Source organism: Pedobacter jejuensis (assembly GCF_003725795.1).
GTDB lineage: Bacteria > Bacteroidota > Bacteroidia > Sphingobacteriales > Sphingobacteriaceae > Pedobacter > Pedobacter jejuensis.
Genome location: NZ_RBEE01000042.1, coordinates 33,283 through 46,413 on the forward strand (window position 1 = coordinate 33,283; position 13,131 = coordinate 46,413).

General features: G+C 34.9%; 14 protein-coding genes. All 14 read right to left on the reverse strand.

Annotation, left to right across the window (positions count from 1 at the left end; genetic code table 11):
* Positions 1-44 precede the first annotated feature (44 nt).
* The 14 genes from murI to ubiE all read right to left on the reverse strand — a co-directional run bounded on the left by murI (position 45) and on the right by ubiE (position 13,038).
* Complete coding sequence (murI, locus tag D7004_RS14775) at positions 45-863, reverse strand: glutamate racemase (protein ID WP_123206616.1); 819 nt, start codon at positions 861-863, stop codon at positions 45-47.
* A 206-nt stretch (positions 864-1,069) separates the two neighbouring features.
* Positions 1,070-1,648, reverse strand: a complete 579-nt coding sequence (locus D7004_RS14780) for an OmpH family outer membrane protein (protein WP_123206617.1) — start codon at positions 1,646-1,648, stop codon at positions 1,070-1,072.
* A 57-nt stretch (positions 1,649-1,705) separates the two neighbouring features.
* On the reverse strand, positions 1,706-2,236 hold the full coding sequence (locus tag D7004_RS14785; protein WP_123206618.1) for an OmpH family outer membrane protein: 531 nt from the start codon (positions 2,234-2,236) through the stop codon (positions 1,706-1,708).
* 163 nt (positions 2,237-2,399) lie between these two features.
* Positions 2,400-4,946 carry an outer membrane protein assembly factor BamA gene (bamA, locus tag D7004_RS14790; RefSeq protein WP_123206944.1) on the reverse strand — a complete coding sequence of 849 codons (2,547 nt, stop codon included), beginning with the start codon at positions 4,944-4,946 and terminating at the stop codon, positions 2,400-2,402.
* Positions 4,947-5,098: 152 nt separating this feature from the next.
* Positions 5,099-5,839: an isoprenyl transferase gene (locus D7004_RS14795; protein ID WP_123206619.1), complete on the reverse strand. Its 741-nt coding sequence runs from the start codon at positions 5,837-5,839 to the stop codon at positions 5,099-5,101.
* A gap of 19 nt (positions 5,840-5,858) precedes the next feature.
* Positions 5,859-6,671: a type IX secretion system protein PorG gene (gene porG / locus D7004_RS14800; protein ID WP_123206620.1), complete on the reverse strand. Its 813-nt coding sequence runs from the start codon at positions 6,669-6,671 to the stop codon at positions 5,859-5,861.
* Between the two features lie 2 nt (positions 6,672-6,673).
* Positions 6,674-7,555 (reverse strand): NAD kinase, encoded by an 882-nt coding sequence (locus D7004_RS14805; protein WP_123206621.1) that lies wholly within the window; start codon positions 7,553-7,555, stop codon positions 6,674-6,676.
* Positions 7,556-7,562: 7 nt separating this feature from the next.
* Positions 7,563-8,225, reverse strand: coding sequence for a CBS domain-containing protein (locus D7004_RS14810; protein WP_123206622.1), 663 nt, complete (start codon positions 8,223-8,225; stop codon positions 7,563-7,565).
* Positions 8,225-8,989 (reverse strand): alpha/beta fold hydrolase, encoded by a 765-nt coding sequence (locus D7004_RS14815; protein WP_123206623.1) that lies wholly within the window; start codon positions 8,987-8,989, stop codon positions 8,225-8,227. The genes D7004_RS14810 and D7004_RS14815 overlap by 1 nt, the downstream gene beginning before the upstream one ends.
* A 340-nt stretch (positions 8,990-9,329) precedes the next feature.
* Positions 9,330-9,770, reverse strand: coding sequence for a GatB/YqeY domain-containing protein (locus tag D7004_RS14820; RefSeq protein WP_123206624.1), 441 nt, complete (start codon positions 9,768-9,770; stop codon positions 9,330-9,332).
* 93 nt (positions 9,771-9,863) lie between these two features.
* On the reverse strand, positions 9,864-10,622 hold the full coding sequence (locus D7004_RS14825; RefSeq protein WP_123206625.1) for an SDR family NAD(P)-dependent oxidoreductase: 759 nt from the start codon (positions 10,620-10,622) through the stop codon (positions 9,864-9,866).
* A gap of 78 nt (positions 10,623-10,700) precedes the next feature.
* Positions 10,701-11,447 (reverse strand): type IX secretion/gliding motility protein PorT/SprT, encoded by a 747-nt coding sequence (porT, locus tag D7004_RS14830; RefSeq protein WP_123206626.1) that lies wholly within the window; start codon positions 11,445-11,447, stop codon positions 10,701-10,703.
* 56 nt (positions 11,448-11,503) lie between these two features.
* On the reverse strand, positions 11,504-12,310 hold the full coding sequence (gene porT, locus D7004_RS14835) for a type IX secretion/gliding motility protein PorT/SprT (RefSeq protein ID WP_123206627.1): 807 nt from the start codon (positions 12,308-12,310) through the stop codon (positions 11,504-11,506).
* On the reverse strand, positions 12,307-13,038 hold the full coding sequence (gene ubiE / locus D7004_RS14840; protein ID WP_208646862.1) for a bifunctional demethylmenaquinone methyltransferase/2-methoxy-6-polyprenyl-1,4-benzoquinol methylase UbiE: 732 nt from the start codon (positions 13,036-13,038) through the stop codon (positions 12,307-12,309). The genes porT (D7004_RS14835) and ubiE overlap by 4 nt, the downstream gene beginning before the upstream one ends.
* Between the last annotated feature and the right edge of the window lie 93 nt (positions 13,039-13,131).

Genomic DNA, 13,131 nt, shown 5'->3' on the forward strand with positions numbered 1-13,131 from the left:
GAAGGAGAATTATTAATCGAACTCGAATTAATAACTATCGAAACCTACATTTTACTCGATTGCAATGCTTCTCCAAAAAATATTGATGCATGTTCATCAAAAGCTTCCGGGTCGCCGCTGGTGTAAAATGATTTAAGATTATTTTTACCCAATTGCTCCTCAATTTCTGGATGCCTTTGTAAGTAATCTACCAGGCTTGTTGCAACAATTTCGCCTTGCGTTAAAATATTGATATCACTTGGCAATACCGTTTTAAGCTTCGGTAATAATAATGGATAATGTGTGCAAGCCAATAAAACACAATCTATTTCTGCAGATTGAGCCAATAGTGCTTCGCAATATTCTTTCACAAAGAAATCGGCACCTGGCTGTAAATGTTCATTATTCTCGATAATCGGAACCCACATTGGGCAAGCTTGTTGATGAACTTCAATATCAGGAAAAAACTTGTTTATCTCTAAAAGGTATGATTTTGAATTAATGGTTCCTCTTGTGCCCATAACACCAACCTGTTTGCTTGAAGTGAAATTTCCAATCACCTCTGCCGTTGGTCTGATAACACCCAAAACCCTCCTATCAGGATATTTTAAAGGCAAATCCTTTTGTTGGATGGTTCTCAAGGCTTTTGCTGATGCTGTATTACAAGCCAAAATCACAAGTTTACAACCTTTGCTAAAAAGCCATTCAACGCATTCTAAAGTGTATCGATAAATGGTATCAAAAGAATGGTCGCCATAGGGCGAACGGGCATTATCGCCTAAATAAATATAATCGTAAGCTGGTAACTTTTCGGCGATAGAGCGAAACACGGTTAAACCGCCGTAACCAGAATCAAAAATACCTATTGGTGATTGTTGTTGCATTTTGGTAGAAATATTGAATTTATGAAGTCGATGATTAGCCGTCTTCCTGCACTTTTGTCATGAACTTAAAATAAAAAGAGCATGCATTAAAGATGCTGAAATAAATTCAGCATGACGAATTGAAAAACAAAAAAAAGCGGATTTAAGTTCAACTTAAATCCGCTTTCAAGAAAATCATTAAAGGTTAATTCCTTAAATAATTGAACTTATTTTTTAGGCGCTGGTGCTTTTGCTGCTGTTGCAGAAATACCCAATTTAGTTTTAACTGCTGCAGTGATATCATCTCCACCTTCCCAGAAAACTAAGTTATTACCACCTTGTCCGTTAGCGATATCAAAAACGTAAGCTAAACCTTTCTCTTTAGATATAGCAGAAATAGCTGTTGCTACTTTAGCTTGAATTGGTTGAAACAATTCACCTTGTTTAGTACCTAAATCTTGTTGTGCTTTAGTTCTTGCATCATTAATGCGTTTTTCTAAGTCCATCAATTCAGTTTCTGCTGTTTGTAATTCTTTATCAATGGTTTCTTTATTGGCTTCACTACGTGTTTTAGCTTTTGCTTGTGCAGTTGTAACTTTGGTTTGATATTCCTTCATCATTACATCTATTTCAGCTTGCTTAGATTTACTTAAGTTTTCTAAAGTAGTTTGTGCTGTTTTAGATTCTGGCAAGTTTGCAAATACATCTTCTGAATTTACATGACCAATCTTTTGCTGTGCATTTGCCATATTCGCTGTAAACAATAAGCCTGCTGCTACAACAAATACGTTAATTAACTTTCTCATTTTCTATTTAACTTTTATTTTTTTAATTGTTTTTCCTTATTTCGAGGGGCGAATATACTAATTTTTTACAGCACCCGGCTTGTATCCTAATTTTACGATCACATCATTACTAACATCGTAACTGCTGCTTGCATAAATCATCATTGTAGCTTCGCTGCTCTTATCAAAAATAAAATCTAGGAACTTTGATTTTGCTATTTGTTTAATTGCATCTGCAACTTTATCCTGAATGGGTTTAATAAGTTTTGCTCTGCTTTGAAAAAGATCGCCATCAGGGCCAAATTTTTGCCTTTGAAATTCCTTAGCCGCTTTTTCTTTTTCGATAATTTCATTTTCGCGACGTTTGCGCATATCATCCGTTAGCAAAACCTGGTCTGCCTGGTATGCTTTGTACATCCTGTCGATTTCGCTAAAATTTTGGTCAACTTGTTGTTGCCATTGTTTCGATGCTACTTCCAACTGGTTCAATGCCGATTTATACTCGGGCATTTGTTTAAGAATGTATTCTGTATCTACGTAAGCAAACTTTTGGGCAAAAGCGCCAAAAGTTGTGCAAAGTAAAAATGCAATAAAAAGATATTTTTTCATTTGTTTTCCTTTAAGATATTCAGTCTGCCTAAACCAATGTGTTTTTAGTTTAAGCAGATTTTCATTTGTGTGTTTTATGTGTAGTTGTAATAAGTTAAGCTTTCTTTAAACTCTGGTTATCAGATTTTATTGCATAATTAAATAATTTTTTAATCATAATCAATTAAAATCCACCTAATTGTTGTGCGATACTAAAGTGGAACTGTCCTTTATTAGCATCTGGTAGACTTGGAATAGAGTCAAACCCATATCCGTAATCAATACCTAACAAACCAAATATCGGTAAAAAGATTCTTGCACCTACACCAACTGAGCGGCGAATGTTAAATGGGTTAAAGTCACTAAATCTATCCCAAGTATTACCACCTTCAGCAAAAGCTAAAATAAACGCTGTAGCTTGCTGGCTTTTGATTACTGGGTAACGGGCCTCTAAAACATACTTCGTGTAGATTGGACTACCGGAAGTTTGTGCTTGAGATACATTCGCCCCAACAGGAATAACAGAATTGTTTGCATAACCACGCATTGCAATCAATTCAGAACCTTGTAAGAAATCAAATCCTTGCATACCATCACCACCAAGTTTAAACCTTTCGAAAGCTGATTGACCAACCGCAGCCGTGTATTGACCTAAGAAACCAAACTGTGCTTGTGCTTTAATTACAAACTGGCCAGCAACTCTTTGGTACCATTGCGAATCAAATTTCCACTTGTGGTATTCTGTAAATCTGTATTTTGTTTTATCAGATGCCGTTGCGTAATTAACGCCATTAAATAATGAATATGGTGGCGTAGCCTGAATTGTAAAACGAAGGAATGAACCTGATAGAGGGAAAATTGGTGAATCCCTTGAATCGCGACTAATCTCTTGTGATAAGTTGAAGTTATAGGATGTACCCGTCGTAAATTTAAAACCAGGGTAATTTTGAAGAATGTATTGCTGAAAACTTAATGAATGGGTTAATCGGAAATAATTATCCGGCCAGTTTAATACTCTACCCAAACTTACCGTTACACCATTCAAACGGATTTTGTAATAGTTAGGATTGCTTTCATCACCAATACCACTTGATTGTAATGAAGTGAATGCACTAACACCAAAGCTAACCGGTTTCTCGCCACCAAACCAAGGCTGAGAGAAAGAGAAACTGTATGATTGATAATATTTACCATTCGTTTGTCCACGCAAGCTTAATTTTTGCCCATCACCTTTTGGTAAAGGTTTGTACGCTTTAAGGTTAAATAGATTTCTTAAAGAAAAGTTATTAAAGGTTAGTCCTAATGTACCAATGATACGACCACCACCAAAACCACCCGATAGTTCAATCTGATCTGACGGTTTTTCTTCTACTGCATATTCAATATCTACTGTTCCATCTGCGGGATTAGGGCGAGGTGTTGGAACTGTTTTTTGTTCATCAAAATTACCTAAAGCACCAATTTCACGCACAGTACGAATTAAATCGCTTTTGTTAAATTTCTGTCCTGGTTTAGTACGAATCTCACGCAAAACAACTTTATCATTTGTAATGGTGTTACCTTTTAATGTAATACGATTGTTGGTGTACTGCGGTCCTTCATAAATGCGCATCTCTACATCAACCGTGTCATTGTAAATTTTCGTTTGAACCGGATCGATATTGAAAGTTAGATATCCGTTGTCAGTATATAAACTGTTGATGTCGCCACCGTTTTCGCCACCACCGTTAATTTTTTTATCTAATTTATCTTCACTAAAAATATCACCTTTTTGGATGGTCAAAACTTTGTTCAACACATCAGTGTTGTAAATCGCGTTACCAGCCCAGGTTATTTTACCGAAGTAATATTTTTTTCCTTCATAAATATCCATCTTGATATTTACTTTTTTACGGTTGTATTGAGAAATGCTGTCTTTTATAAGTTCTGCATCACGATAGCCTTTTTCGTGTAATTTGGCAATCATTTTAACTTTATTCTCTTCGTATTTTTCTTTACTGAATTTACCTGAACCCCAAAATCTCCACCATGCAAATTGCTTGGGGCTTTTTAAATACTTTCTAAGTTTTGCGGCTTTAAAATCTTTGTTCCCGGTAAAATCTATATGTTGAACTTTAACACGACTACCCTTATCTATATTGGCTTCTAGAACTACGCTGTTTTCAGAATTTGGATCTTTACGTGTTGTGTAGTTGATTTTAGTGAAGAAATATCCTTTATCTAATAAGTACTTTTTTACAATTGCCGAAGTGGTATTGTATAAGTTATCGTTTACGATTTTACCAGTCTTATCATTTAATTTTTCCTGAATAGCTGTTTTTTCTGATTTACGAACCCCTTTTAAATCGATTGAACTTAAGCGAGGACGCTCAACCACTTCAATTTCAAAGTAAACCGTATCCAAAACAAATTTTTCGATATTTAATTTAACATCATCAAACAAACCTTGTGCCCAGAGTGTTTTAATTGCATCAGAAGTAGCTTCACCAGGTAAAACAACTTTATCGCCTTTAGCTAATTTAGATAAGGTAATTAATACCTCTTTATCAAGGTATTCTGTTCCTGTAATTTTTGTACCACCAATAATAAATTCTTTTGGACTAAAATAATCGAGGTCTAAGCCACCAACCTTTAATGAAGGTGTTGCCGGTGCCTGACCTTGTGGACGAATTTGAGCAAAGGCCGGAGCGGCTAAAAGTAATAGGATTAAGACTTGAAATATTCTTTTCATTAAAATAATTTGTTCAGTAATGGCCACGAAGGTAACAATGTTTTACAAAGCAAATTTGCTTTATTTTACATACCAAAGAAGTGGTTACATTTATCGTATAAAAGTGCTGCTAAGTTAATTTAAACCCTTGTTAAAAAGTGTTAAAAGAAAAATTAGTTTAATTGTTCGCTAATTTTGCCAAAGCGGCGTTCGCGTTTTTGGTAATCAACAATGGCTTCAAAAAGGTTTTCTCTTCTGAAATCGGGCCACAAAACATCGGTGAAGTAAAATTCGGTATAAGCCATTTGCCAAAGCAAATAATTACTGATTCTATGCTCTCCACTGGTTCTAATCATCAACTCCGGATCGGGAATATTCACTGTTGTTAGCTCTGACGAAAAAAGATTTTCATCAATATCATTAATATCAATGGTATTGTTTTTTACTGCAACAGCGATTTTTTTTGCAGCATTAACAATTTCCCATTTCGAACTATAACTTAAAGCAAGTGTTAAGGTACATTTCTGGTTATGGGCGGTTTTATCCATCGCCTCTTTCAAATCGTTAATACATTCTTGCGGTAGCGATTCTATATTGCCAATGGCATTTAACTTAACATTATTTTTATTTAGTGTTTCAGTTTCTTTGTTGATGGTAGAAATAAGGATTTGCATTAAAGCATCCACTTCTTCTTTCGGGCGACTCCAGTTTTCAGTTGAAAAAGCATATAGCGTAAGGTATTCTATACCAACTTCTACACATCCCTCCACAATATCTTTCACAGAAAGTACACCATGTTCATGCCCGAAAACACGCATCTTACCCTGGCCTTTTGCCCAACGGCCATTCCCATCCATGATAACGGCAATGTGCTTTGGCAGGCGGCTATAGTCTATTTGTTCTTTAAATCCCATTAATTATGTCAAAATCAGCTTAAAACGAATAGCATTTTGAGGATACAAAGGTAAAAGATATGCCAACACTAACAAATAGATAAGTATCTCTTTTTCTAAAATCGCCTCTTTGGGTTCCTGCGATGCCAATATTACGTACCGATGGATCAGTTAAATTGATTTGATTTGGCGGATTGCCAACAATTACATAATTGTCCGGGTTGACTGGATAGACGCCACTAACATCATCAATATAATCTGTAAGTGCTGTTCTGTAGCCTATTTCAGTAAATATACTCCAAGTATCTTTATAATTATAGCGTAAACCACCACCGTAAGGTATCGTTAAAACTGTAGTTGGATATGGATTGTCTCGCTCTTCCGTTGCAAGCCTATCCAATCTGTATGCTGTTCCATTATATTTAGCGGTTGGTTTAAAATTTACGAAACCAACACCCGCAAATAAATAAGGTGTAAATCTTCGGTTGCCTCCATTAATTTGATAATCAAAAAAGTTAAAATCTAATAATGCGCTACCTTCATTTAAAGCAGTTTTAAAATTTATATTGCGATCTACAAATTGCTGATTACTGGAGTTGGCATCATTTGCCTGAATTTGCCCATAGGTATAATTTAACCGAACACCGATATGAGAAGTGAAATTTCTTTTTACAAAAACACCACCGTTAAATCCGCTGATTTGTAATGGATTATTTTGATTTAAATCGCCAATATAACCTGCTCCGCCTGCCGCAACGCCAATCTCCCAAGTTGCTGGAAAAGACTGTGCTTTACCGAGTTGAGCAATTGATAAGAAAAGGAGGATGATTAATGTTTGTTTGTTTAGCGCCATACTTAGTAGTTACGGGTATCTATGCCCCATAATAATTTATTCCTTAACGTGTTTAAATAAGTTTCATTGTTAAGACGAATAAGATTTACGCAAAAATCGGCTTTTTTGATGCTGATTTTTACCGAACGTTCTACGGTAACGGTTCTACTATCGCATGATACCAAAAATTTTGATTCTCTTGCTTCTACTTCGAAGGATAAAATATTATCATCGGGAATAATAACCGGACGAACATTCAGGTTGTGCGGTGCGATTGGTGTAATTACAACACTTTCAGAATCTGGGTAGATGATTGGTCCGCCGCAACTTAAAGAATACGCTGTTGAACCAGTCGGCGTTGCAATGATTAATCCATCAGCCCAATAAGAATTGATAAACTCTCCATTCATGGATGCGTGGATGATCATCATTGCAGAATTATCACGACGATGAATGGTAATATCGTTTAATGCAAAATTCTCTTCACCAAATAAATTGTTATCAGATTCTAATCTTAGAAGTGAACGTTCGTCCAAAGTATAATCACCATGAATTAAGGCTTTTAAAGCAGATTCTATTTCGCCCTTATTAATGCTGGCCAAAAATCCCAATCGGCCAAAGTTTATACCAATTACCGGAATGCCCGAATTTCTGATTAAAGATAGCGTATCTAATAATGTTCCATCGCCACCTAAGCTTAACAAAACATCTGCAGTTTGCTTTAATTCTTCGTGGTTATGAAAAATGATGGTGTGTGCCGGTATTTTTATTTTACCATGCAAAGAATTTTTAAATTTATGATGCAAGACTGGCTGTATGCCATGATTTTTTAGATGATCAAAAACTTCCTGAACGTAAGGTAAAACCGAATCGTTAAAGTCTCTACCATAAATTGCAATTCTCATAATAAAATTAAACGTTTAGATAGTTCATGAAAGAGTCGAATCGCTCCTGAGAACCATCATCAACCTGGGTGTTGTTATAAACTTCTTTAACCTGATAATCGTAGCGTTCGAAAGAAGCTACAAGCGAAGTAATTTCAGTTTTATTTACCTTCAGCGTAAGTTCTAAGCGGGTAGAATCTTCAAAAGAATTTACATACGATGAAAGAATTTGAGCGTTATCTGCTTCAACGATTTGCGCAATATGCGCCAATGAATTATCGCGGTTGCTGATTTCCAAGACAATAATTCCTCCCGGCTCACTAACGGCATACAATTCTGCTACACTATCGATTATATTATTGATGGAAATTAAACCAGCATAATTTTTTTGTTGATCCAAAACCGGAACAGCAGTTAGCTTTAAGGTGCTTAGTAACTTTACAACATCATAAGTATGTGCATTGTTAAAAACAAAAGCGTTAAGCAAATTAGCCGATACATCTTTTATTAAAACCTCATGATCGCGAATTTCTAATAAATCATCTTCTGCAAGTAAACCTAAAAACTGGGCATCATTTACCACAGGCATGTGCTTTAGCTTAAATTCGTTCATACGATCTAAAGCTTTTTGCACCGTGTCGTCCGTTTTTATTGGCGGTATTGCGTTTGATATGATTTCTTCGGCAAACATTATTTTAATAGTATCCTATCTAAAAATTTTTCTAAGTAAACATTAAATATTTGTGGATGCTCCATCATTGGTGCATGCCCACATTTATCAACCCAGTTTAATTCTGAGTTTGGTAATAACTGATGAAATTCTTCGGCAACTTCTGGTGGAGTTACTTTATCGTTTTTACCCCAAATTAAAGAAACCGGGATCGTGATTTTTGATACTTCTTTAGCCATGTTATGTCGGATTGCCGATTTCGCCATGGTTAATATTCTTATTACTCTTGATCTATCGTTAACGGTTTTAAAAACCTCATCAACAAGTTCGGGCGTTGCTGTTGCAGGATCGTAAAAGGTAAATTCTACTTTTTCTTTAATATAATCGTAACTTTCTCTACGAGGAAAAGAACCTCCAAAAGCATTTTCGTACAAACCTGAACTACCTGTAAGCACTAAAGCTTTAACAAATTCCTGGTGAGCCACAGTAAAAACTAAACCAACATGGCCGCCTAAAGAATTACCGATAAGCACTACCTGACCATAATTTTTATATTTTAAAAATCGATGAACGTAACGCGATAAAGCTTTTACACCCAAAGTTAATATAGGTAAATCATATATTGGCAAAATTGGTACGACAACACGATAACGATCTTTAAACTGCTCTATAACGAGTTCCCAATTACTCAATTCGCCCATTAAGCCGTGTAATAGTACCAGTGTTTCGCCCTGCCCGGTTTCGATGTATTTAAATCCGTCTTCTTCTATTACCTGGTATTTCATAAATTGTAAATGGTATATTGCTACTAAGTTAGTAGAGTAAAATTAATTTTTGGTATTTAAATGCCATTTTTATAAATAAAAACAGAAAAATGATGTCGGATTCGGGTAATGATTGTTAATCCTCCACGGTTTATAAGTCATTTTTTTATGTATCTATTTAAGTTGATAAAGCTATTTAATCATGTATTTACTTAGGTTAATGTTGAACATTAAGGCATTAAGAATGTTGAAAGTTGGATGAAAAATTAGTGTTTCAGCGCTGCTATTATTCCTAAGTCCTTCATCTTTGCTCCCTAGTCTTTGTTCTTTTATCTTTGCTCCTTAATCCTTATTCCCAATCCTATGCCAATTTCTCTTTAACTATTTCAGCAATTAATTTACCATCAGCTTTACCTGCAAGTGCTTTATTTGCCATGCCCATAACCTTTCCCATATCCTTAACTGATGTTGCGCCAGTTTGTTTGATTACATCGCTAACGATTTCTTCAACTTCTGCTCTGCCAAGTTGTTGTGGTAAAAACTTATTAATAACTTCAATCTCCTCTTCTTCAACTTTGTATAAATCTTCACGGTTTTGCTGTTTGTAAATATCAGCCGATTCGCGACGTTGTTTAATTAGTTTTTGAAGAATTTTTAATTCTGTTTCTTCATCAATTTCTTCTGTTGCACCTTTTTCTGTTTTAGCTAAAAGAATAGCAGCCTTGATAGCTCTCAATCCCCGCAATTGTGCATTGTTTTTTGCCAACATGGCTTTTTTAATTTCCTGATCTATTTGTATCATGGTTGTTTGGTTTGTTGGTTTTTTCGCTGTTTGGTTTGTTGGTTGTTTGTTAAGCTATTTACCTAAAAAACCAACCAACTAATATCTATACAACTAATTTCTATTTATAAGTGTTGCTGTTGCTTGAGCAGTTGGCATTATCAACATATCATTAATGTTAACATGGCTCGGTCTGCTAACCACATACCAAATTGCATCGGCAATATCATCAGCAATTAATGGTTCTAAACCGGCATATACATTTTTAGCCCGTTCAGCATCGCCTTTAAAACGCACAACAGAAAATTCTGTTTCTACCATACCCGGGTTAATTGCAGTTACTTTTATATTGTGTTGCAAAAGGTCTATACGCATGGATTTACTCAATGCATCAACGGCGTGTTTGGTAGCACAATATACGTTCCCGTTAGGGTAAACTTCCTGACCAGCAATCGACCCGATATTAATAATGTGACCTGCTTTATTTGAAATCATCCAATTGGATACAATTTTGGTAACATACAGCAAACCTTTAACATTTGTATCAATCATGGTATCCCAATCATCTGTATTGCCTTTATCAATTGGGTCTAATCCCTGACTTAAACCTGCATTGTTTATCAAAACATCTACATTTTTCCAGTCAGATGAAAGTGCTTCTAATACCTCACTTAAACTTTCCTTCTCCCGAACATCAGCAATTACCTGTTTAATTGTAATGGCGTATTTATCTTCTAAATGATGTGAAATTTTTGCCAACCGTTCCGTTCTTCGGGCTACCAAAACTAAGTTGTAACCATTTTGAGCAAAGATATGTGCACAAGCCTCACCAATACCAGAAGTTGCACCTGTAATTAAAGCAATTTTAGCCATTTTGATAAATCTTTTTCCAGACACGTTTTATACGTATCGATAATGGCAACAAAGGTAAGTTTTTTTGGATTTTTTATACTATTGAAGAATTAAACTTACTGTGAGATGTCGCAACTTCAATTTATCAATTGGAGTAGAAAACGGATTATTTTCGCGTATTAAAATATTATTTATTGTAGATGAATATTTAATTTCTGTTGATGCCTTGAAGTATTCAAAATAAAAATCAAACCCTATGGCAGATTCATAAGACAAATAACTCCTTTTATTCTTCAAAAATTTATTAATGGGCAATTCCCCTTCATCGAAGTTTTTCTTCTTTGATGCTAAATCTATTGAATACTTTGCTCCACCAAGCCAATATGCTCTAAAATTGTTTAACCTGTTAGATTTTATTTTTATCCCCAAAGGAAATTCAAACATACTAGCTTGAACTTTTTTTTCGATAATATTTGCAATATTATCATTTAATGTTTTGTCATATTCATATCTCAAAATCCTATCACTAAGTATAAATGTCGGGCTCAATCTTAAATCAAAATTATCCGTCAAGCGTTTGTTTACTAATCCTCCTATCCCAAAGCCAGTGGTCGGTATAGATGATATTGATTTTAAATTTGATGTTACTTGAGTGTTATTGTTTAATATGTCAAAAAATGGATCCTTCCAATTATCTCTTTTTAATATCTTATATTCTGAAGTAATAACTTGTAAAATGTAGCCACCAGAAAGATTAGTTTCATCTGTACCACCACCCCAATTTTGAGAAAATGAAGTTAAATTGCTAATCAAAACAAATAGAACAATAAATAAAATTTTTGACATAAAAATCCCTTATAAATAAATAAATTAGGGATGAGAAATAAAGAGGATGAAATTGATTACTCAAAAAACAAGCTGAATGTAAAATGACGCAACTTAGTTTTATCTATTGGATTTGCAAAAACGGTATTGTCATGCTGTAAAATATCGCTCATAGAGTAAGAGATTTTTATCTCGGGCGACATTTTAAAATATTCAAAATATAGGTCAAAACCAATTCCTGTTTCATAAGAGAGGTAATTCCGTTTGTTTTTCAGCAACTTATTAATTGGGGTTTCCCCTTCATCAAAAGTTTTCTTTTTGGATGCTATATCCATCGAATACTTTGCACCACCAAGCCAATACGCCCTGAAATTGTTTAATCTATTGGACTTTATTTTTAAACCCAATGGTATTTCGAACATAGTAGCCTGAACTTTTTTATCAATTGAGGTTTGATAAGTTGGTGGCGTAATTGATGTTCCCACATCTGGAGTGGGTTCTGGAGCTGCTGCGTATTCGTAGCGAATAATTCTATCACTAAAAATCAATGATGGCGTAGCACGGATATCAAAGTTTTCGGATATTCTTCTATTTACAACAAAACCCAAACCGAAACCAGCCGAGGGTGGGCTAGAAATTGCATTTAATTGTTGTGTTATTTGTCTTCCACCATCATTTATGTAAGTAATGCTGTTTCCATCAGCAGTTTCATAAGCAACGCGACGCCAATTTGCATTTTTTAAAATTTTGTATTCAGTAGAAATGTATTGAAAGCTGAAACCAAAGTGAAAGTCTTCATCATCTACACCGCCACCCCAGTTTTGAGAGAAAGCAGTTGTTGTTAGGGCAATTAAGGAGAAGATGATGCTTAACTTTTTTATCATTTAGAACCGGTGTATATCGAACTTATTCCAAACGTTAAAGTTTTTTGTTTGGTACTTTTGAATCCAACTTTTTCCATTAGTGTTGTAAAATCGTGTCCATCAGGAAAAGCAGCAACAGATTCTGGTAAATACGAATATGCTCTTGCATCTTTAGAAAACAACTTTCCAAAAAATGGAGTAATCTGTTTAAAGTAGAAATTATACAGTTGCTTAACCGGAAAAACTCTTGGCTTCGAAAATTCTAAAACGACCAGTTTACCACCTGGTTTCAAAACCCTAAACATATCACTTAAACCTTGCTCTAAATGCTCGAAATTACGAACACCATAAGCTACAGTTATGGCATCAAAAGTATCGTTTGCAAAATTTAATCCTTCCGAATCGCCCAATTGAACAGAAAATGTTTCAGTTAAACTACGATCTTTAATTTTCTTCTTGGCAACATCTAGCATACCTTCAGAAATATCTACCCCAACAACTTTTTCGGGATGCAATTTCTTAATCGCCTCAAAAGCGAAATCTCCAGTTCCTGTTGCAACATCGAGCATGATTCGTGGATGAAGCGAAACCAATTCTTTAATTGCCTTTTTACGCCATAAAACATCAATCCCTAAAGAGAGAAAATGATTTAAAAAATCGTAAGTGCCAGAAATGTTATTAAACATTGTCGCAACCTGCTCCTTTTTGGTTGCATCGTCAATTTTATATGGGGTGATGTTCTGATTCATGATATGAAGCAAAGATAAAGAAAAAGTCGGGAGTGTTTAGTTAGCGGTCCGATGAGTTTGTTGCAAATCCTCACCCTAAAGTAAAAATCTAAG